The organism is Streptomyces sp. NPDC053513 (assembly GCF_044544765.1).
In the GTDB taxonomy this organism is placed as follows: domain Bacteria; phylum Actinomycetota; class Actinomycetes; order Streptomycetales; family Streptomycetaceae; genus Streptomyces; species Streptomyces litmocidini.
The window spans coordinates 1-19830 of sequence record NZ_JBITXP010000044.1; the positions used below are offsets into that span (position 1 = coordinate 1).

Here is a 19830-nt window from a genome sequence, read left to right on the forward strand (position 1 = left end):
GGCCGGGCGCCCCCTGGGCTACGCCCACCGTGGGGGCCCCCCCCTGGGGGCCCCCCCCCCGGCCCCCCCCGGCCCCCCCCCCGGGGGGGGGCGCCGGGGGGCGCCCCCCCCCCGGCGAGTACGCGGCGGTGGGCGCGGGTGAACGTCCGTAGCCGCGCACGTCGTAGCGGATCACCCGGTACCGCGCGCGGAGCTCCGGCAGGACCGGGTCCCACACCGTGGAGTCGCCGACACCGGGATGGAGCAGGACCAGCGGCAGGCCCTCCCCTCCCGCGTCGTCCGCCCAGACTTCGCCGTCCTTGACAGGGATCATGGTTTCCACGGGCCCAGTCTGGTGGGACGTACGGGACCTCCGCCAGTGCGCCTGCGGGTTCCGGCCGAGGGGCGCCCGTCAGGCGCCGTTCCCGGACGCCGTGCGCAGGGCGGTCAGCACGGGGCTGATCAGGGGGTGCTCCTCCGCGCCGCGCCGGACGGCGGCGAAGACCCTGCGGGTCGGGGCGACGCCCTCGATCGGGCGGACCTCCACGCCCGTGAGCTCCATCCCGCGCAGGGCCGACCGCGGCACGAGCGCCACGCCGGCGGAGGCCGCCGCGAGGGCGACGACGGCGCGGAAGTCGTCGGACGAGTGCTCCGGTTTCAGCGTGAACCCGGCGTACTCGCAGGCCAGGACGGTCACGTCATGACAGGGGTTCCCCTCGGACTGGCCTATCCAGGTGTCCTTGGCGAGGTCGGCGAGCGCGACCCGTTCGCCGGCCGCCAGGGGGTGGCCGGGCGGCAGGACCGCGTCGAACGGCTCGGCGTAGAGCGGGACGCGGGTGAGCCGGTCGTCGTCCTCGCCCGGCGCGCCCCGGTACTCGACCGCGACGGCCACGTCCACCTGCCGGTCCAGGACCATGAGCAGGCTCTCGTCGCCCTCCGCGTCCCGGACCCGGACCCGGATGCCGGGCGCGGTGCGGGCGAGGGAGGTGATGGCCGGGGCCACCACGAGCCCGATGCCGGTGGCGAACGCGGCGACCGTGACCGTGCCGGCGTCGCCGGAGCCGTAGGCCGCGAGTTCGGCCTCGGCGCGCTCCAGCTGGGCGAGCACGGCGTTGGCGTGGCCGAGCAGGATCTCGCCGGCCGGGGTGAGGCGCGCGCCGCGCGCGCTGCGGTCCACCAGGCGGTGACCGGTCTCCTGCTCCAGGGCGGCGAGCTGCTGGGAGACGGCGGAGGGGGTGAGATAGAGCGCGGCGGCCGCCGCCGTGACCGTGCGGTGGTCGGCCACCGCACGGAGGATGTGCAACCGCCGCGCTTCGATCATGCCCCCAGTGTCTCAGCCTGCGGACACTGCTCCGAAGAGCAGGCCCCAGGCCGTCTCTTCCGGATCTTGCCTCGCCCGCGTCGTCCGGCACCGGACGACGCGGGCTCAACCGGCGAGATCCGAAAGAGACGGCCTAGCCGCGCAGGGCGTCGCGGGCGTCGACGAAGGCGTCGACCGCCCGGTTCACGTCCTCCGTCGAGTGGGCGGCGGAGAGCTGGACGCGGATGCGGGCCTGGCCCTGCGGCACGACCGGGTACGAGAAGCCGATCACGTACACGCCGCGCTCCAGGAGCAGCTCGGCCATCCGGCCGGCCTCGGCCGCGTCGCCGATCATGACGGGGGCGATGGCGTGGTCGCCGGGGAGGATGTCGAAGCCCTCCTCGGTCATGCGGGAGCGGAACAGCGCCATGTTGGCGGCGAGGCGCTCGCGCAGGTCGCCGGCGGACTCCAGGAGGTCGATGACCTTCAGGGAGGCGGCGGCGATGACCGGGGCGAGGGTGTTCGAGAAGAGGTACGGGCGGGAGCGCTGGCGCAGCAGGGCGACGATCTCGGCGCGGGCGGCGACGTAACCGCCGGAGGCGCCGCCGAGGGCCTTGCCGAGGGTGCCGGTGATGATGTCGACGCGGTCCATGACGCCGTGCAGCTCGGGGGTGCCGCGGCCGCCGGGGCCGACGAAGCCGACCGCGTGCGAGTCGTCGACCATCACCATGGCGTCGTAGCGCTCGGCCAGGTCGCAGATCTCGTCGAGCGGGGCGACGTAGCCGTCCATGGAGAAGACGCCGTCGGTGACGATCAGCTTGCGCCGGGCGCCGCCCTCCGTGGCCTCCTTGAGCTGCTGCTCCAGGTCGGCCATGTCGCGGTTGGCGTAGCGGAAGCGGCGGGCCTTGGAGAGGCGGATGCCGTCGATGATCGAGGCGTGGTTGAGGGCGTCGGAGATGACGGCGTCCTCGGCGCCGAGGAGGGTCTCGAAGACGCCGCCGTTGGCGTCGAAGCAGGAGGAGTAGAGGATCGTGTCCTCCTGGCCGAGGAAGGAGGACAGGCGGGCCTCCAGCTCCTTGTGGACCTCCTGCGTGCCGCAGATGAAGCGGACGGACGCCATGCCGTAGCCCCAGCGGTCCAGGGCCTCGTGGGCGGCGGCGATGACCTCGGGGTGGTCGGCGAGGCCCAGGTAGTTGTTGGCGCAGAAGTTGAGCACCTCGCCGGGGCGGCCCCCCGCGGTGACCTCGACGGTCGCGGACTGGGGGGTGCCGATGACCCGCTCGGGCTTGTGCAGTCCGGCCTGCTCGATCTCTTCGAGGGTGGCGCGGACGGAGTCGCGTACGGAATCGAACATGGGTCAGGCTCCCGTGGTCCAGTCGAGGATGATCTTGCCGCTCTTGCCGGAGGCCGCGTCGTCGAAGGCGGCTTCGAAGTCGGTGAAGTCGTACCGGCCGGTGATGACCGGGCCGAGGTCCAGGCCGCCCTCCAGGAGCACCGACATCGCGTACCAGGTCTCGAACATCTCGCGGCCGTAGATGCCCTTGATCGTGATCATGGAGGTGACGACCTTCGCCCAGTCGACGGCGAAGTCCTCGGCGGGCAGGCCGAGCATGGCGATCTTTCCGCCGTGGGTCATGTTGGCGATCATGTCGCGCATCGCGCGCGGGTTGCCGGACATCTCCAGGCCGACGTCGAAGCCCTCCTTGAGCCCGAGGGTGCGCTGGCCGTCGGCGATGGTCTGCTCGGCGACGTTGAGGGCGAGCGTGACGCCCGTCTTGCGCGCCAGGGCGAGGCGCTCCTCGCTGACGTCGGTGATGACGACGTTGCGGGCGCCGGCGTGCTTGGCGACGGCCGCGGCCATGATGCCGATGGGGCCGGCGCCGGTGACGAGGACGTCCTCGCCGACGAGCGGGAAGGAGAGGGCGGTGTGCACGGCGTTGCCGAAGGGGTCGAAGATCGCGGCGACGTCGAGGTCGACGGGGACCCGGTGCACCCACACGTTGGAGGCGGGCAGCGCCACGTACTCGGCGAAGGCGCCGTCCCGGCCGACGCCGAGGCCGACGGTGGCGCGGCAGAGGTGGCGGCGGCCGGCCAGACAGTTGCGGCACTTGCCGCAGACGAGGTGGCCCTCGCCGCTGACCAGGTCGCCGACGTTGATGTCGGCGACGTCACGGCCGACGGAGACGACCTCGCCGACGAACTCGTGGCCGATCGTCAGCGGCGTGGCGATCGTCTTCTGCGCCCAGCCGTCCCAGGAGCGGATGTGCAGGTCGGTCCCGCAGATACCGGTCCGCTTGACCTTGATGAGCACGTCCCCGGGGCCGGTCTCCGGCTCGGGCACGTCCGTGAGCCAGAGTCCCGGCTCCGCCTTCAGCTTGACCAGCGCCTTCAATGCAACGGCTCCCGACGTGCGTGTCCTGTGATGTGAGGGTGCGGGCACGGCTGAGCGCCCAAGATCCCTGGAGGAGAATCTTCCGTACGCGAGGCCCGCGGTCCATCGAGGATTTCTTAAGCGCGCTCGCAGATCAGCTTCACACCCCAGGCGGGGAGGGGGCGACGTCAACGGGGCCGAACGGAGAGGGCCCGGTCGGGGAGCGGTCCGGTCGAGGAGCCGCCCGGTCAAGGGGCCGCCCGGTCGAGGGGCCGCCCGGTCGAGGGGCGGCCCCGCCGTCAGCGGCCCAGGGCCGCCATCGCCGCGTTGTGGCCGGGGATGCCGCTCACTCCCCCGCCGCGGATCGCGCCCGCTCCGCACAGGAGGACGTTGGCGTGCGCGGTCTCGACGCCCCAGCGGCCGGTGCCCTCGTCCCCGTACGGGAAGGAGAGGTCGCGGTGGAAGATGTGCCCGCCGGGCAGCCGCAGTTCGCGTTCGAGGTCGAGCGGTGTCTTCGCCTCGATGCAGGGGCGGCCCTCGGCGTCGAGGGCGAGGCAGTCGGCGATCGGCTCGTCCAGGTGGGCGTCGAGCTGGGCGAGGGTCGCCGCCAGGAGCTTCGCGCGCGTGCCCTCGTTGTCGGCGGCGAACAGCCGGGCGGGGGTGTGCAGGCCGAACAGGGTGAGCGTCTGGTGGCCCGTGGCGGCCAGTTCCGGGCCGAGGATCGTCGGGTCGGTGAGGGAGTGGCAGTAGATCTCGGACGGCGGGGCGGAGGGCAGGCGCCCGGCGGCGGCCTCGGCGTGGGCGGTGGCCAGCTGCCCGTACCCCTCGGCGATGTGGAAGGTGCCGGCGAAGGCCTCGCGCGGGTCGACGGAGCGGTCGCGGAGCCTCGGCAGCCGGGTCAGCAGCATGTTGACCTTGAGCTGGGCGCCCTCGGGCGCGGGCGGGGGCGTCTCGCCGAGCAGGGCGGCGAGCTCCTGCGGGGAGGCGTTGACGAGGACCCGGTCGGCCTCGACGGTGCCCTCGCCGTCGGCGGTGCGGTAGGTGATCGCGGCGCGGCGCCCGTCGGTCTCGATCCGGGTGGCCTCGTGGCCGGTGAGGATCCGGGCCCCGGCGGTGCGGGCGGCGTCCGCGAGGGCGTCGGTGAGGGCTCCCATGCCGCCGACGGGCACGTCCCAGTCGCCGGTTCCGCCGCCGATGACGTGGTACAGGAAGCAGCGGTTCTGCAGGAGGGCGGGGTCGTGGGCGTCGGCGAAGGTGCCGATGAGGGCGTCGGTGAGGACGACGCCCCGGACGAGGTCGTCCGCGAAGGTCTTCTCGACGGTGACGCCGAGGGGTTCCTCGAAGAGCATCCGCCAGGTGTCGGCGTCGTCGACGCGGGCGCGCAGCTCGGCGCGGGTGGGGAGGGGTTCGGTGAGGGTGGGGAAGATCCGGCGGGCGGCCTCGCCGGTGCGTCCGTAGAAGGCCTGCCAGGCCCGGTGGGCGTCGTCGGAGCCGGTGAGGGCGGCGAAGGAGGCGCGGGTGCGCTCGGGTCCGCCGCCGACGAGGAGGCCGCCGTCGCCCTTCGGGGTGTACGAGGAGACGGACCGTTTCCGCACGGCGAACCGCAGTCCGAGCTCCCGCACGATCTTCTCCGGGAGGAGCGAGACGAGGTACGAGTACCGGGAGAGGCGGGCGTCGACCCCGGCGAAGGGCCGTGTCGACACGGCCGCCCCTCCGGTGGAGCCGAGCCGCTCCAGGACGAGCACGGAGCGCCCGGCACGGGCCAGATAGGCGGCGGCGACGAGCCCGTTGTGCCCGCCTCCGACGACGACGGCGTCGTACCGGGGGTCCGGAGCTTGGGCGAGGGCGGGGGCCGGGGCGTCGTGGAGCGGGTCAGGGGCGGTCATGGCTCATGCTCACACGCGCCCGCGTGCCGGGGGAACCCTGCCGTCCGGCCGTGATCCGTCATGATCACGGCATGACTGAGATCATCCTGATGTCGGATCCGAGGGTCGCCGCGATACCCGTGAGGGAGTGCGGTGAGCGGCTTGTGGACGTCCGCGGCGTCGGCTCCCTGCTCGTCGACCCGCGCAAGCAGGACCCCGCGGACGCCTTCGCTCACCTGCGGGAGGGCGTCGTCGAGCGGCTCCTCAAGGCGCAGGAGCTGCTGCCGGGAGGCCTGCGGCTGCTGTTCGTCGAGGGGTACCGTCCGCCGTCGCTCCAGCGGGCGTACTTCGAGGAGTACGCGGGTCGGTTGCGCGTGCTGCACCCTTCGTGGTCCGAGGAGCGGATCCTCACGGCGGCGAGCCGGTACGTGTCCCCGCCCGGGATCGCCCCGCACAGCGCCGGGGCGGCCGTCGACCTGACACTGTCCGACGCCGACGGGCGGGAACTCGACCTGGGGACCCGGATGAACGCGGACCCGGAGGAGAGCGGCGGCGCCTGCTACACCCACGCCGAGGGCATCGGTGCGGAGGCCCGCGCCCACCGGGAGCTGCTCGGCTCCGTGCTCACCGCGGCGGGCCTGGTGAACTACCCGACGGAGTGGTGGCACTGGTCGTACGGCGACCGCTACTGGGCACTGGCGACGGGCGCGGCGGTGGCGCCGTACGGTCCGAAGGAACGCACACCGCTCGACTGACGGCATCCGACGGGCGGCGTCACGCCGCCGGCGCCGACCCTCCGTCACGCCCCCGGCGGGGCCGCCGCCTTCAGGAGGAGGGCGGCCGCTTCGGCGTCGCGGCCGAGGCGCTCCAGGCAGTGGGCCTCGTCGTCGAGCGCGGCGAGGGTGTCGGGGTGCGCGGGGCCGAGGAACCGGGTGCGGGCGGCGGCGATCGCCCGGTGGCACTCCAGCGCCTCCTCCCAGCGGTCGAGCCTCCCGAGGGCAACGGCAGTCTCCCAACGGCTGGTGAGCGTGTCCGGATGGTCGGGGCCGAGGACCCGCGCGCGGTCGGCGTGCACGCCCTCGGATTCGGCGAGCGCCTCCGTCCAGAGTCCGAGCCGGCCGAGGTTGACGGCGAGGGCCTGGCGGGCGCGCAGCGTCTCCGGCCCGTCGGGGCCCTGGGCGCGGGTGCGGGCGGCGACGAGGTCGCGGCAGAGGGCGAGGGCGTCCGCGGCCCGGCCGAGCCGGCCGAGGCAGACCCCGGTCTCGTAGCGGGCCGTGAGGGTGTCCGGGTGGTCGGGGCCGAGGGCGGCGGCGCGCGCGTCGGCGATCGCGCGGTACTGGACGAGCGCCTCCTCTCCGCGCCCGAGGCGGGTGAGGGTGTACGCCACCTCGTGGCGGGTCACGAGGGTGTCGGGGTGTGCCTCGCCGAGCAGCCGGGCCCGGGCCTCGGCGACCTCGTGGGCCGTGCGGTACGCCTCCTCCAGCCGGCCGAGGCGCCCCAGGGTGAACGCCATGTTGTGGCGACAGCGCAGGGTGTCGGGGTGGTCGGGGCCGACGGTGCGCTCGCGGGCGGCGAGCACCTCGGCGTACGCCTCGTACGCCTCGGAGTGCCGTCCGAGGCGGCCCAGGGCGTAGGCCCGTTCCTGCCGCGCCGCCAGGGTGTCGGGGTGGTCGTCGCCGAGGACGCGGGCGCGGGCCGCGGCGACCTCGGCGAAGATCCGCAGGGCGTCGGCGGGGCGGTCGAGCCGGGCGAGGGCGAAGCCGACCTCGTAACGGCTGGTCAGGGTGGAGGGGTGGTCCTCGCCGAGGACCCGCGCGCGGTCCCGGGCGACGGAGCGGTGCACGGACTCGGCCTCGTCCCAGCGGCCGAGCCGACCGAGGCCCATTCCGGCCCGGAACCGGCCGGCGAGCACCGCGACCAGCTCCGCGGAGGGCGCGGGGGCGGGCGGCGGCGTGCCGTCGGGTGCCGCGGTGGTCCACTCGGTGGTGAGGACGGCCACGGCGGGATCCTGGGCGGCCGGGCGCGGTCCGCCGGCGGCCGCCGGGCGGTGCCCGCCGGTGATCCCCCGGGCCCACGCGGGCGCGGGGGCCGCCTCGGCGACGGGGTCGGCCCCCGGCACGGGCATGGGGACGGTCAGCGGCAGGGCGGGCGCCGGGGGCGCCTCGGCCGGTGGCGGGAACGGGGCCGGGGCGAAGCGGCCCGAGACGATCCGGCGGCGCAGGTCGCCCGCGTCGGCCGGCCGCTCCTCGGGAACCTTGGCGAGCAGGTCGACGACGATCCGGTCGAAGTAGTCGGGCAGCTCGGCGCGGAGCGCGCGCGGCGGGGTCGGCACCGTGTCCCGGTGGCCGATGAGGATGGCCCAGGAGTCGCCGAGGTCGAAGGGCGGGGCGCCGGTGGCCAGCTCGTAGAGCACGCACCCCAGCGAGTAGAGGTCGCTGCGGTGGTCGATCTCGCCGCCGCCCCCGATCTGCTCCGGGGACATGTAGTGGGGCGTCCCCATGGCGATGCCGGTCCCGGTGAGCTTGGAGGTGAAGCCCATGTCGGTGCCGAGTCGCGCTATCCCGAAGTCGCAGATCTTCACCGTGCCGTCCCGCAGCCGCATGATGTTCGCGGGCTTCAGGTCGCGGTGCACGATCCCCATGCGGTGCGTGTACGCGAGGGCGTCGGCGACCTGGTCGGCGATCTCGACGACGTCCTCCACGGGCAGCGGGTGCTGGTCGTTGGAGACGAGGAGCTGGCTGAGGTTGCGCCCCTCCAGGAGCTCCATGACGAGGAACAGCACGCCGTCGTACTCGCCGAAGTCGTGCACGACGGTGATGCCCCGGTGCTGGAGCGCCGCCGCCACCCGGGCCTCGCGGCGGAAGCGCTCGCGCACCACGGTGAGGACCTGCGGGTCCTGCTGCGGTCCGAGCGGTTTGAGGCACTTGACGGCGACGCCGCGCCCGAGCGCCTCGTCGGTGGCGCGCCACACCTCGCCCATGCCTCCGCGGCCGATGACCTCGTGCAGGCGGTACCGGCCCTGGATCAGTCTGGAGTCCCCCATCGTGTGCTGCCGCCCCCGTCGATTCCGTGCTGCCTCCTCGGCTCCTCCAGTATGGCCGTCGGGTCGGACGGTGAATACGGGGCGGGGTACGCGTACGGGTCGGGCCGGGTCTCCGGGCCGAGCCGGTCCACGGCGCGCAGGATGTGCCGGGGCGGCAGCCGCCAGCGCAGCCGGGCGGGGACGCGGCGCAGGAGGCCGGCCGTCGCGACGAGCCGGCGGGTGACGGTCTCCGGGGGCGGGGCGGGGCGGCCGTAGAGCGCGTGGGCGTAGGGGGGCAGGGTGTCGTACGCGAGCGCGGTGACGCGCCGCCAGATCACCTCGCGCGCCGGGACCAGAGCGGGTTTCACCGGCGGTCGGCGGAGGAAGTCGGCGACGGTCCGGGCGTCCGGTCCGGCGGTCAGTCCGGGGCGCACCGCCTCGAAGTAGGCGGCGAGGCCGGCGGTGGAGCCGGGGACGGTGTCCGGGTCGAGGCCGACGAGCCGGGCCGAGGTGCGGTGCTCGTCGACGTACCGGTCGGCCGCGGCGTCGGTGAGCGGGATCCCGGAGCGGCGCGCGACCGAGAGGTACGAGTCGGTCTCGGCGCAGTGGACCCAGAGCAGCAGCTCGGGGTCGTCCACGCCGAGCAGCCGGTGGATCCGCCGCACGCGGGCGCCGGCCTTCTCGGCGGCCTCGGTGGTCCCGTAGCTGAGGGTTCCGACGAAGTCCGCGGTCCGCATCAGCCGGCCCCAGGGGTCCTCCCGGAAACCGCTGTTGATCATGACGCCGCGGACGGCGACGGGGTGCAGCGCCTGGAGCCAGAGGGCCCGGACTCCGGCGATCCACATCACCGGGTCGCTGTGCAGCTGCCAGGTCACGGAGCGGGGGCCGAAGAGCCCGGGGTCGGCGTCCTGCCTCATGGCGCTCAGGCTACGCCGGAACGGGTCCTTCGGAACCGGTCGGGACGGTCGCTCTTCCACGGCGGGGCTCCCTTCCGCGGCGGGCCCCCTTCCACGGTGCGGCCCTCTTTCCCGGTGCGGCCCTCTTCCACTGTGCGGCCCCCTTCCCCGGCGGGGCCCTCCTCCACGGCGGCCGCGGAGGGCGCCTCCTCCCCGTGCGGGCCGCCGCCCGGCCGCGCATCCTCGAAGCATGACCGGCGAGCTCGTCGATCCGCCCGCGCGGACGGCCCCGGGGCGGACGGTGCCCCGATGACGTGGCCGTGCGTCGTCGCGGGAGCGGCGCTGGTCCTGTTCGTCCTGCGGGACGTCTTCCACACGATCTGGCACCCCACCCGGCACGGCGGTCTGAGCAGACGGGTGATGCGGGGCGTCTGGCGGCTCTCGGCCCATCACGGGGAGCGGTGGCGGCCGGTCGGTCTGGCGGGGCCGGTGGGGATGATGGTGGTCGTCACCGTCTGGGCGTTCCTCGTCGCCGTCGGCTGGGGGCTCGTCTACTGGCCCTCCATGCCGGAGGACTTCTCGTACGCCCCGGGGCTCACGCCCGCCGAGCACGCGGGCCCCGTCGACGCGCTGTACGTCTCGCTGGTCACCCTGGCCACCCTCGGGCTCGGTGACATCGCGCCGACCTCGGAGTGGCTGCGCGTGCTCGCCCCGCTGGAGGCCCTGGTGGGCTTCGCCCTGCTGTCGGCGACCGTCGCCTGGGTCCTCGGCATCTACCCGGCCCTCGCCCGCCGCAGGGCGCTCGCGCTGCGCCTGTCCCACCTGGGCCGCAACAGCCTCACGACCGAGACCCTCGACTCCGCCGGGGGCGCCGCGCTCCTGGACGGCCTCGCCTCGGCGCTCTCGACCGTCACCGTCGACTTCCTGCAGTACGCCGAGTCGTACTACTTCTACGACGGGGAGGAGAACATCTGCCTGGCCGGCCGGCTCGGTCACGCCGTCGGTCTGGCGGACCGGGCCGGGCGGGCCCGCCATCCGGACGCCCGGCTCTCCGCGTCGGTGCTGCGCACGGCGCTCGACGACCTGGCCACCGTCCTCGACGAGCGCTTCCTGCGCACCGGCGGGCCTCCCGACGAGGTCTTCGCCGCGTACGCGACGGACCACGGACGCTCCTGGGACGGTGAGGGCGGCGGGCCGTGACGGGGAACCGTATTCCCCTCGACATGATCGTCCGGGCACCCCATCCTGTGCCCCATGGAATACCTCTGCTACCACCGCGACCGGTCCGCTTCCATGCCCCTGCGGGAGGCCCTCCTCGAAGCGCACTGGGCGTACATGGACGGCTTCGCGAAGGAGCTGATCGCGCGCGGGCCGACCTTCGACGCGGCGGGCGAGCAGTGCACCGGGAGCGTGCACATCGTCGACCTGCCCGACGCCGCCGCGGCCCGGGCGTTCGCCTTCGACGAGCCCAACTACCAGGCCGGTGTGTACCGGGACGTCCTGCTGCGGCGGTGGCGCAACACGCTGGGGCGGACGATGTGGGAGTTCCCCGGCGGGCGCGAGGGCGGCAACCGCTACCTGGTTCTGGGGCTCGGGGAGGGCGAGCCCGTCGACGTCACCCCTCCGCCCGGTCCGGCGGACCGGGACGATCTGATCGCCTACGGTCCGCTGCTGGCCGACGACGGCGTCACCTGGGTGGGCACGGCGGCCCTGGTCCGCGCCCCGGACGCGGCGGCGGCCGCGGCCGTCCTGCGGACCCCCGGGCGGTACGCCGACATCGAGGTCCACGACTGGTCCTTCGGCGGGCGCCCGACGGCCTGACCATCCAGCACGTGAGACCGGCCGGGGCCGTCGCGCCGTCCCCGCTAGGGTGCCCCTGTCCGCGGCCGGCACGTGAGGAGCCGGCCGCCCGTCACCCCTGATCTCCCGCGAGGATGCCCCCATGTTCACGGTCAACGAGTACTTCGACGGCTCGGTCAAGTCGATCGCGTTCACGCAGGAGGAGGGCCCGGCGACCATCGGCGTCATGGCGCCGGGCGAGTACGAGTTCGGCACCGCCGCTCCGGAGGTCATGCACGTGGTCAGCGGCGCCCTGACGGTCAGGCTGCCGGGCGCCGACGCGTGGAGGACCTTCGCCGCCGGGGAGCGCTTCGAGGTCCCCGGGGACAGCAGGTTCCAGCTGACGGTCGCGGTGGACACCGCCTACCTCTGCGAGTACCGCTGAGGCGGACGGCGCCGGCCGGGCCGTGGGCCGCCGGGCGACGCCCCGCCCGGCGGGTCAGGACAGCGAGTCGTCGCCCCGCAGCCGGCGTCGCAGGAACGTGGCGAAGGTCTGGTCCTCCAGCCGTGTGAGGGCCGAGCCGTCCGGCTCGACGTGGGCGACGCGCCACTCCTCGGGGGCGCCCTCGGCGGTGAGCCAGCCGAACGCCCGGCCCCCGACCTCCCCCCACTGGAGGAACGGTCCGTCCTCGTCCGGCCGGCGCAGCGCCGGGGCTCCCGGCTCCGCCGAGGCGGGGAAGACCCGTACGCCGGCGACGACGCCGCCGGGGAACTCCCGCATGACCGCCAGGTAGTCCTCCGGGAGCGCGCCGTACGCCCCGGCCGCCCGGTCGAGCAGCTCCTCCGCGTACGCCCGGACGCCCGGGACGCCGATGCTCCGCAGCCGGGTGACGATCTCCTCGACCGCCCCGACGTCCCGGTTCGCCAGCACCGCGGCCCTCGCGCGCTTGTCCTCGGCGACCTTCCAGAAGGTGCCCGACTCGTACTCCTGGTACGTCTCGAAGGCCGGCGTTCCCTCGGCACGTCCCCTGAGGGCCCGCGCGACGAACTCCGAGGCGGAGAAGGGAAGGTCCAGCCAGAACTGGAAGTCGGTGTCCGTGAGGACGGTCGTCCAGTCGGCCGTGTCGGCGGCGGCGGTGTCCCACAGCAGTACGCCGTCGTCGGCGGTGCGGCCCCAGGGCACCATGCCGTGGGGCCGCGGGTGCAGCGGCGCCCAGAGCTCCTGCTCGCGGCTCCCCAGGGCCTCCCGCATGTCCGCGATGCGCAGCGCGGTGTCCCGCGTGAAGTCCTCCAGGGAGCGTACGGGGACGTCGGCCCCGCCGAGCAGTACGGAGGCCGCGATCACCCCCTGCGGCAGCGCCCGGACCAGCAGCTCGAAGTCCTCGGGGACGACCCGGCCGTACCCCTCTCCCTCCGGCCGCGCCGGGGCGTCGACACCCAGCAGCCGGACGACGTCGAGATGACTCATGTGTTCCTTCCTCGGCGGCATCGGCGGCCGGACGGACGACGGACGGGGCTCCTGAGCCGGCGTGCCGCGTGTCGAGCACGCGGGCGCGGCGGCCAGGAACCTCGCCCTGCCGGAATCACGGCTCAGCCGTCGCGGTCGTTCGTGCCCGTGCGGCCGAGCGGAGATCTTCCCTGCCGGTGAGTCGCCGAACATTCCGGCGTACGGGTCCGGCTCGCCCGTCCACGGATCCGGACCTGCCTTCGAAAGGCGCCGGTACTCACGCCGGTTCAGGAAGGTCGCCGGGTGCCTGCCCCCACCTCGACGAAGTGCCGGAAGTCGGACGGGAACTCCTTTCCCCATGACTCGCTCATCCGCTCCCGGTCGACCGGGGTGTCGCTCTCGGCCGTGGGGCGCATGAGCTGTCGAAGCGCGTCGAGCTCCGTCACGTCGTCACCGCTTCCTCCGTACGGCCCCGTCCGGATCTGTGCCGTAGGCCGTGGCCGTGAAGCCGTTGGGGGCCGTTCTGTCGCCAGTGTAGTGAGCGGTCACCGAGTGCATGACCTCCTGGCCCCGGCGTCGACGGCCTCCGCGAGCTGGTTCTCGTATCGACGTCCGTCGACGCGCGGTCAGGGACAGGCGTGACGCCGGGAAAGGGGGAGTCAGCGGCGGACGCGGGGCATGCCCAGGCCGATCCAGGAGATGATCTCGCGCTGGATCTCGTTGTTGCCGCCGCCGAAGGTGAAGATGACGGCGGAACGGTAGCCGCGTTCGAGTTCGCCGTGGAGGACGGCGCCCGCCGAGCCCTCCTTGAGGGCACCGACGGCGCCGACGACCTCCATGAGGGCGGCGTAGGCGTCCCGGCGGGCCTCGGAGCCGTAGACCTTGACGGCCGAGGCGTCCTGGGGGGTGAGGGTGCCGTTCTGGACGGCGTTCACCATCTGCCAGTTGAGGAGTTTCATCGCGTCGAGGCGGGCGTGGGTGCGGGCCAGGGTGCGGCGGACCCAGGGCAGGTCGATGACGCGGCGGCCGTCGGAGAGCGGGGTGTCGGCGGCCCAGCGCCGGACGTCGTGGAGGGCGCGGATCGCCATGGTGCCGTGGGCGGCGAGGGTGACGCGCTCGTGGTTGAGCTGGTTGGTGATGAGCCGCCAGCCCTTGTTCTCCTCGCCGACGCGCCGGGAGACCGGGACGCGGACGTCGTCGTAGTAGCTCGCGGTGGTGTCGTGCGAGGCGAGGGTGTTGATGATGGTGCAGGAGTAGCCGGGGTCGCTCGTGGGCACGAGGAGCATGGTGATGCCCTTGTGCGGCGGGGCGTCGGGGTCCGTGCGGACGGCGAGCCAGACCCAGTCGGCGGTGTCGCCGTTCGTCGTCCAGATCTTCTGGCCGTTGACGACGTACGTGTCGCCCTCCCGCACCGCTCGGGTCTTCAGGGCGGCCAGGTCGGTGCCCGCGTCGGGCTCGCTGTAGCCGATGGCGAAGTCGATCTCGCCGGAGAGGATCCGGGGCAGGAAGTACGCCTTCTGCTCGTCCGTGCCGTAGCGCATGATCGTCGGGCCGACGGTGTTCAGCGCCATCAGCGGCAGCGGGACGCCGGCCTGCGCGGCCTCGTCGAAGAAGATGAACTGTTCCATGGGGGTCAGGCCGCGCCCGCCGTACTCGGTGGGCCAGCCCACCCCGAGCCAGCCGTCGGAGCCGAGGCGCCGCACGGTCTCGCGGTAGAAGCGCTTCTGGGCCGCGGGGTCCGCGTAGCGGGTGTGGACGTCGTCCGGGACCAGCTCGGCGAAGTACGCCCGCAGTTCGGCGCGCAGGCTGTTCTGTGCGGGCGTGTACTCGAGGTGCATGGCGTCCTCCCGTGGCGGTCCGGCGGCGTCCCGCGGCGTCCGCTGCGTCCCCGTGCGGTGCGACGCGCGACGGCGGACACGGTAGAACGTGTTCCATAAATGCGGAAGCCTCGGGACTCCTCCGGGACGCCCGAAGCCCCGGTTCGGTGCGACCGATCCGGGGCTTGCGGGAGGGGAAGGGCGAGGAACCGGCCCAAGGCCGGCCGGGCCCTCTAGGGCAGAAGCTCCTCCATGGAGGCGCGCCCCTTCTCCGCCATGCGGCGTTCCGCCCAGGCGAGGGTCTTCGGATTCACGTCACGGCCGGAGGCGAGGACCAGGTCCTCGGCCGTGAACTCGCCGCCCTCCGGGCCGGCGTGCAGCTGCTTGTCGGGCGTCGGACGCTCCCCCAGGAACGTCTTGTCGGGCTCAGCGTTCATGCCGCCTCCTACGTGTTCGTCCGGCACTCGCCATTCTCGTGTCCGGTCCCCGTGCGCGCATCCGGGGCCGCCCCCGGGCCGCCCGCGCCACCCGGGGAGGTCACCCCGTGTCGACGGGATGTCGACGGCGTGTCGACGGGCCCGGCCAAGGTGGGAGCCCGCCCCCGCCCCGTCCGAGGAGCCGACGATGTCCCAGCCGTCCCTGCCCCTGCACCGCCTGCGGGTGACCGCCGTCCGCCCGGTGACCCCGCGCACACGGCGCGTCACCCTCGGCGCCCCGAGCCTCGCCGGCTTCGCCCTCGCGGGCCCCGACCAGCAGGTGAAGCTGTTCTTCCCCCGGCCGGGCCAGGCCGAGCCGGTGCTGCCGACGCCCGGGCCCGACGGCGACGTCATGCGCTGGTACGGGGCCTACGCGGCGCTTCCGGAGGAAGAGCGTCCGTGGATGCGGAGCTACACCCTCCGGGCGTGCGACCCGGTGGCCGGGACCGTCGACGTCGACTTCTTCCTCCACGGGGAGGGCGAGGACGAGGGCCCCGCGACCCGCTGGGCGCGGTCCGCGCGCCCCGGGGACGCGCTGGGCATGTTCGGGCCGTCGGCGGCGTTCGCGGTCCCCGTCGACCCGGGCGCGGGCGACTGGACACTCCTGTACGCCGACGCCTGCGCGCTCCCCGCGCTCGCCACGGTCGTCGCCGCACTGCCGCCGGGCCACCGGGCTCTCGCGTACGTCCAGGTGCCCGACGCGGCCGAGGAGCAGCCGCTGCCCACGGCCGGCGACCTGACCGTGCGCCCCCTGCGCGACGGCGACTCGCCGGTCGAGGCCGTGCGGGCGGACGGCCTGCCGGCCGGTCGGCCGTACGTCTGGCTGGCGGGCGAGGCCTCGGTGGTGCGCGGGCTGCGGCGGCACCTCGTCGAGGAGCGGGGCGTCGACCGGCGCTCGGTCCACTTCACCGGGTACTGGCGCCGCCGCCTCGCCCAGGACGACGCGCCGACCCCGGAGGACCTGGCCGAGGCCCGCGAGCGCCTGTCGCAGGCCCAGGGGGTGCCTGGAAAGTAGAGCCAGGCGGAACTTTCCGGACAGGCCCTGGCCGTCGGTGGGGTTCGCGCTCACGGGAGCGAGCAGATGGTCGTACTTCACGCCTTACCGGCAGAGCGAGCAGGAGTCCCTGGACGCGCTTCGCGGGGAGGTCTTCGCCGCTGACGCCGGGGGCCGCCCGGTGGAGCTGTGCTTCTGGGGCTTCACCGGCGACTGACCCGGGCCCGCCGTCCGGGTCGCGTCACCGCGCGCCGGATCCCCGGCCGGGGTCCTCCCGGTCCCGGACCAGGGCGGCGGCCGCTTCGAGGGAGAGGCCGGCGCCCTCCTCGTGGCCACGGGCGTACGCCTCCGGGGACAGGGCCGCGCGGAGCACCGCCTCGGCGCGGCCCCGGATCGCGGCCTCGGTCTCCGGGGTGAAGGGGCGGAAGCCGCCGCCCGTGTCGGAGCCGGCGTGGGCGTCGTACGCGCCGAGGAGCCGGACTCCCGTCTCGGCGTCGCCCGGCGCGCCGCGGCCGCCTCGGGCCCAGGCGGCCGTCCCGAACTGGGCGACGACGAGGTGCGGGGCGACCAGATGGGCGAGGGTCTCGATGTCCACGACGGCCCGGGCGAGGCGTGACAGGGCCCGGTCGTGGGCGCCGTCGAGGCAGTCGAGCCACGCCCACGTCCCGCCGACCAGACCCCAGAAGAGCGCCGGGGTGACGTCCCCGAACTCCTCCTCCAGGAGGGAGAGCTGTGCGCGGGCGAGGGCGGTGCGCCCGGTGTTGCCGTAGTGCTGGGCGAGCAGCAGCCTGCCGCTGCCGGCGGCCTCGGCGCCCCACTGCCCGGCCTCGTCGGCGGCCTCGACCAGCAGCCGCTCGGCCGCCGCGTCCCCCTCCGGGCGCAGACGGAGCCGTACGGCCGCGAGGCGGGCCGTGAAGACGGGCACCTGGGAGCGCGCTCCGACGCGGACGGCGGCGTCGGTGGCCCGCTCGAAGTCGGCCGCCGCCTCGGTGAGCCGGCCCTCGCGCTCGTAGGCCTCTCCCCGGGCGGCGAGGGACTCCGCGATCCCCCAGGCGTCCCCGGCGGCCTCGAAGAGGGCGAGTCCCTCGGCGGCGTCGGCGCCCCGGCCGACGAGCTTGGCCCGCATGAGGAGGGCGAAGCCCAGGTCCCAGCCGGTGCCGTGGGCGCGGCAGGCGTCGACGATCAGGGTCAGGGTCTCGTCGAGGCCGGTGAGCTCTCCGGTCATGAGCCGGGCGAAGTACCACATCGTGCCCGGCTGGCGGCAGGTCTGCGGGAGTCCGGGGCGGTACGCGGCGACGAGGGCGGCGAGCCGGGCGCGGGTCTCGGGCCGTTCCAGGGCGGTGGCGCCCTCGCCGCCCTCGGTCGCGAGGGCGTACAGCCGGCCGCCGCGCCGGGCCTCCCACAGCCGCTCGCCGGTCCACGGCGGCGGCACGTCCACGCACCGGCCTTCCAGCGGCCCGGCGGGGCGGACCGGCTCCTGGAAGGGGTCGGGGCCGAGGCGGCCGGCCTCGGCGGCCCAGGTGCGGGCGTCGGCCTGGTGGTTGCGGAGCTGCCAGAACCAGCTGAGGGCGTGGACCAGGCAGAGCAGTTCCTGCTCGTCGCCGAGCGCGACGGCCGTCCGGAGGGCGCCGCGCAGGTTGTCGTGCTCCCGCTCGAAGCGGGCGATGGCGTCGACCTGGCCGGGACCGCGCAGCTCCGGTTCGGTGCGGCGGGCGAGCTCCCGGTAGTACCTGAGGTGGCGCCGCTCCGCCGCCGCCCGCTCCCCGGCCTCGTCCAGCCGCTCCCCCGCGTACTCGGCCACGGTCTCCAGGAGCCGGAAACGCATCCCGCCGCCGTCGGGCGCGGCCACCACCAGCGACTTGTCGACCAGAGCGCCGAGCACGTCCAGGACACCGGCGGCGGGCACGGCGGCGCCCGGCGCGTCGGGCAGGCCCCGCACGTCGGCACCCGGCGCGTCCGGTACGCCGACGTTCCGCCCGGCACGCACGCCGGCACCCGGCCCTCCCGACGCGTCCGGTACGTCGGCACCCCGCCCGTCCGGCAGGTCCGCGCCCGGGATTTCCCGTACGTCGGCGGGCGCGGGCGTCTCGCTCGCGCAGACCGCCTCCGCCGCCGTCAGGTCGCACCCGCCCGTGAAGACCGCGAGCCGTCGCAGCACCGCCCGTTCGGCCTCGTCGAGGAGCTCCCACGACCAGTCCACCACCGCCCGCAGGGTCTGCTGACGCGGCAGCACCGTCCGCGCGCCCGAGGTCAGCAGGCGGAACCGGTCGTCGAGCCGGTCCGCGATCTGCCGCACCGACAGCATCCGCAGCCGCGCCGCCGCCAGTTCGATCGCCAGCGGCAGCCCGTCGAGCCTGCGGCAGACCTCCTCCGCCGCCTCCGGGTCCTCCGCCACCCGGAACCCCGGTCGCGCGGCCGCGCCCCGCTCCCCGAGGAGCCGCAGCGCCATGTCCACGGGCAGCGGGCCGAGCGGCCGCACCTCCTCCCCCGGCACCCCCAGGGGCTCGCGGCTCGTCGCGAGGACGGTCACGCCCGGGCAGCGGGTGAGGAGCGCCTGCGCGAGCTCCGCCGCCTCGGCGACGACGTGTTCGCAGTTGTCGAGGACCAGGAGCATCCGGCGCCCGGCGCAGTGTTCGACGAGGGTCGCGAACCGGTCCTTCGGATCGGCCGGGGGAACGGCCGGAGTGTGCCAGAGCTGGGTCTCGCGGGCCCCGAGCGCGGTGAGGACGGCGGCGGCGACCGTGGACTCCCCGCGTACGGAGGCGAGTTCGGCGAGGTGGACGGGGCCCTCGTACGTCCCGGCCGCCTCCAGGGCGAGCCGCGTCTTGCCCACGCCGCCCGGCCCGGTGAGGGTGACGAGCCGCCGCCCGCCCCAGGCGGCGGCGAGCGAGTCCAGCTCGTCGGCCCGGCCGATGAACGAGGTCAGGCGGGCGGGAAGGGTGCCGGCCGGCGCGGACGGAGCGGGCGGCGGGGGCGGCACGGGCCGGTCCTCCGTGAGGAGTTCGGCGTGCAGGGAGCGCAGTTCCGGTCCCGGGTCCGTGCCGAGCCGGTCCGCGAGGGCGGTGCGGACCTCCTCGTACGCGGCGAGGGCCTCGGCGGGCCGTCCGGCCGCGCGCAGGGCGCGGATCCGCAGGGCCTGGAGGGGTTCGTCGAGCGGCTGTCCGGCGGCGAGCGCGGCGAGGGGCGGCAGTGCGGCGTCGGCCCGTCCGAGGGCCAGGTCGGCGGCGAGCCGGTCGCGCCGCGCCCGCGCGTGCCGCTGTTCGACCCGTACGACCAGGGGGTCGGTGTCCCGGCCGGGCAGATCCGCGAGGGCGGGCCCGCGCCAGAGGTCCAGGGCCTCGTCGAGGAGTGCGGCCGCCCGTTCGGCGTGGCCGGCGGCGAGCGCGGCGGCGCCTTCGGCGGCGAGCCGTTCGAAGCGGTGCAGGTCGACGGCGTCGGGGGCGGCGGCCAACCGGTAGCCGCCGGGGGCCGAGACGACGGCCTCGCGGCCGAGGGCGCGGCGCAGGCGGCCGACGAGGGCCTGGAGCGCCGCCGTACGGTCCTGGTCGTCGGCCGGGTCGGCGTCGGCCCACACCTGCTCGATCAGCGCGCCGGGGCCCACCGCGCGCCCGCCGGCCGCGGCGAGCGCGGTGAGGAGGGCGCGGAGCCTGGCACCGCTCAGGACCGCCTCCGTCCCGTCGTCGGTACGGAGGGCCCGGCACGGACCGAGGACACGGTAGGGCGGCGGCTGCACCGGCCCATTCTGCCCCGGCGCGGGCGGAGGGGTTCCGTCGCCCTCTCGACCGGCCCCTCCTCCTCACCCGGTCCGGCCCGTCAGGTCCATTCGGCCCGCCCGGCCCGCCCGGTCCGGTCCGCTCGGTCCGGTCCGCTTCGTCGCGGCGAAC

Annotated in this window: 18 protein-coding genes; 6 read left to right on the forward strand and 12 right to left on the reverse strand. The window is 75.1% G+C overall.

What is annotated here, in order from left to right; translation table 11 throughout:
- The 5 genes from ACIGW4_RS37185 to ACIGW4_RS37205 form a co-directional block, all read right to left on the reverse strand.
- A partial coding sequence (locus tag ACIGW4_RS37185) for an alpha/beta fold hydrolase (protein ID WP_399586086.1) occupies positions 1–313 on the reverse strand: 313 nt, incomplete at its 3' end.
- A gap of 78 nt (positions 314–391) precedes the next feature.
- Entirely contained in the window at positions 392–1300 is a 909-nt protein-coding gene (locus tag ACIGW4_RS37190) for a LysR family transcriptional regulator (protein WP_123458426.1), read from the reverse strand.
- 133 nt (positions 1301–1433) lie between these two features.
- Positions 1434–2633: a glycine C-acetyltransferase gene (locus ACIGW4_RS37195; protein WP_399586042.1), complete on the reverse strand. Its 1200-nt coding sequence runs from the start codon at positions 2631–2633 to the stop codon at positions 1434–1436.
- 3 nt (positions 2634–2636) lie between these two features.
- A complete protein-coding gene (gene tdh, locus ACIGW4_RS37200; RefSeq protein WP_123458428.1) occupies positions 2637–3671 on the reverse strand; it encodes an L-threonine 3-dehydrogenase in 1035 nt (344 codons plus the stop codon).
- A gap of 278 nt (positions 3672–3949) precedes the next feature.
- Entirely contained in the window at positions 3950–5536 is a 1587-nt protein-coding gene (locus tag ACIGW4_RS37205) for a phytoene desaturase family protein (RefSeq protein WP_399586044.1), read from the reverse strand.
- A gap of 71 nt (positions 5537–5607) precedes the next feature.
- On the opposite strand from ACIGW4_RS37205, the gene ACIGW4_RS37210 reads away from it, so the two are divergent.
- The gene (locus tag ACIGW4_RS37210; RefSeq protein ID WP_399586047.1) at positions 5608–6270 is read left to right on the forward strand and encodes a M15 family metallopeptidase; all 663 of its coding nucleotides are present in this window, start codon (positions 5608–5610) and stop codon (positions 6268–6270) included.
- Positions 6271–6314: 44 nt separating this feature from the next.
- Here the strand turns inward: ACIGW4_RS37210 and ACIGW4_RS37215 are convergent, their stop codons facing one another.
- Both ACIGW4_RS37215 and ACIGW4_RS37220 read right to left on the reverse strand, forming a co-directional pair.
- Entirely contained in the window at positions 6315–8558 is a 2244-nt protein-coding gene (locus ACIGW4_RS37215; RefSeq protein ID WP_399586050.1) for a tetratricopeptide repeat protein, read from the reverse strand.
- A complete protein-coding gene (locus tag ACIGW4_RS37220; RefSeq protein ID WP_398709953.1) occupies positions 8540–9454 on the reverse strand; it encodes an oxygenase MpaB family protein in 915 nt (304 codons plus the stop codon). Before ACIGW4_RS37220 ends, ACIGW4_RS37215 begins: the two co-directional genes overlap by 19 nt.
- 288 nt (positions 9455–9742) lie before the next feature.
- On the opposite strand from ACIGW4_RS37220, the gene ACIGW4_RS37225 reads away from it, so the two are divergent.
- From ACIGW4_RS37225 to ACIGW4_RS37235, 3 genes are all read left to right on the forward strand, one after another.
- A complete protein-coding gene (locus ACIGW4_RS37225) occupies positions 9743–10633 on the forward strand; it encodes a potassium channel family protein (RefSeq protein ID WP_399586054.1) in 891 nt (296 codons plus the stop codon).
- Between the two features lie 54 nt (positions 10634–10687).
- Entirely contained in the window at positions 10688–11254 is a 567-nt protein-coding gene (locus tag ACIGW4_RS37230) for a YciI family protein (protein WP_398709957.1), read from the forward strand.
- Between the two features lie 121 nt (positions 11255–11375).
- On the forward strand, positions 11376–11657 hold the full coding sequence (locus tag ACIGW4_RS37235; protein ID WP_398709959.1) for a pyrimidine/purine nucleoside phosphorylase: 282 nt from the start codon (positions 11376–11378) through the stop codon (positions 11655–11657).
- A 54-nt stretch (positions 11658–11711) separates the two neighbouring features.
- Here ACIGW4_RS37235 and ACIGW4_RS37240 read toward each other — a convergent pair whose 3' ends face one another.
- The 4 genes from ACIGW4_RS37240 to ACIGW4_RS37255 all read right to left on the reverse strand — a co-directional run bounded on the left by ACIGW4_RS37240 (position 11712) and on the right by ACIGW4_RS37255 (position 14913).
- On the reverse strand, positions 11712–12680 hold the full coding sequence (locus ACIGW4_RS37240; protein WP_399586058.1) for a hypothetical protein: 969 nt from the start codon (positions 12678–12680) through the stop codon (positions 11712–11714).
- A gap of 266 nt (positions 12681–12946) precedes the next feature.
- On the reverse strand, positions 12947–13105 hold the full coding sequence (locus tag ACIGW4_RS37245; protein ID WP_185094873.1) for a hypothetical protein: 159 nt from the start codon (positions 13103–13105) through the stop codon (positions 12947–12949).
- Positions 13106–13318: 213 nt separating this feature from the next.
- On the reverse strand, positions 13319–14497 hold the full coding sequence (locus tag ACIGW4_RS37250; protein ID WP_123458436.1) for an acyl-CoA dehydrogenase family protein: 1179 nt from the start codon (positions 14495–14497) through the stop codon (positions 13319–13321).
- Between the two features lie 212 nt (positions 14498–14709).
- Positions 14710–14913 carry a hypothetical protein gene (locus ACIGW4_RS37255; protein ID WP_030692259.1) on the reverse strand — a complete coding sequence of 68 codons (204 nt, stop codon included), beginning with the start codon at positions 14911–14913 and terminating at the stop codon, positions 14710–14712.
- Positions 14914–15100: 187 nt separating this feature from the next.
- Here ACIGW4_RS37255 and ACIGW4_RS37260 point away from each other — a divergent pair, with 187 nt between their 5' ends.
- Positions 15101–15967 carry a siderophore-interacting protein gene (locus tag ACIGW4_RS37260; protein ID WP_399586062.1) on the forward strand — a complete coding sequence of 289 codons (867 nt, stop codon included), beginning with the start codon at positions 15101–15103 and terminating at the stop codon, positions 15965–15967.
- A 37-nt stretch (positions 15968–16004) separates the two neighbouring features.
- A complete protein-coding gene (locus ACIGW4_RS37265; RefSeq protein ID WP_399586065.1) occupies positions 16005–16163 on the forward strand; it encodes a hypothetical protein in 159 nt (52 codons plus the stop codon).
- Positions 16164–16187: 24 nt separating this feature from the next.
- Here ACIGW4_RS37265 and ACIGW4_RS37270 read toward each other — a convergent pair whose 3' ends face one another.
- Entirely contained in the window at positions 16188–19679 is a 3492-nt protein-coding gene (locus ACIGW4_RS37270; RefSeq protein WP_399586068.1) for an AfsR/SARP family transcriptional regulator, read from the reverse strand.
- Positions 19680–19830 lie beyond the last annotated feature (151 nt).

Coding starts and splice junctions, on each gene's coding strand:
- ACIGW4_RS37190 (WP_123458426.1), bottom strand. CDS start 1,300: ATGATCGAAGCGCGGCGGTTGCACATCCTCCGTGCGGTGGCCGACCAC.
- ACIGW4_RS37195 (WP_399586042.1), bottom strand. CDS start 2,633: ATGTTCGATTCCGTACGCGACTCCGTCCGCGCCACCCTCGAAGAGATC.
- ACIGW4_RS37205 (WP_399586044.1), bottom strand. CDS start 5,536: ATGACCGCCCCTGACCCGCTCCACGACGCCCCGGCCCCCGCCCTCGCC.
- ACIGW4_RS37210 (WP_399586047.1), top strand. CDS start 5,608: ATGACTGAGATCATCCTGATGTCGGATCCGAGGGTCGCCGCGATACCC.
- ACIGW4_RS37215 (WP_399586050.1), bottom strand. CDS start 8,558: ATGGGGGACTCCAGACTGATCCAGGGCCGGTACCGCCTGCACGAGGTC.
- ACIGW4_RS37220 (WP_398709953.1), bottom strand. CDS start 9,454: ATGAGGCAGGACGCCGACCCCGGGCTCTTCGGCCCCCGCTCCGTGACC.
- ACIGW4_RS37225 (WP_399586054.1), top strand. CDS start 9,743: ATGACGTGGCCGTGCGTCGTCGCGGGAGCGGCGCTGGTCCTGTTCGTC.
- ACIGW4_RS37230 (WP_398709957.1), top strand. CDS start 10,688: ATGGAATACCTCTGCTACCACCGCGACCGGTCCGCTTCCATGCCCCTG.
- ACIGW4_RS37235 (WP_398709959.1), top strand. CDS start 11,376: ATGTTCACGGTCAACGAGTACTTCGACGGCTCGGTCAAGTCGATCGCG.
- ACIGW4_RS37240 (WP_399586058.1), bottom strand. CDS start 12,680: ATGAGTCATCTCGACGTCGTCCGGCTGCTGGGTGTCGACGCCCCGGCG.
- ACIGW4_RS37250 (WP_123458436.1), bottom strand. CDS start 14,497: ATGCACCTCGAGTACACGCCCGCACAGAACAGCCTGCGCGCCGAACTG.
- ACIGW4_RS37255 (WP_030692259.1), bottom strand. CDS start 14,913: ATGAACGCTGAGCCCGACAAGACGTTCCTGGGGGAGCGTCCGACGCCC.
- ACIGW4_RS37260 (WP_399586062.1), top strand. CDS start 15,101: ATGTCCCAGCCGTCCCTGCCCCTGCACCGCCTGCGGGTGACCGCCGTC.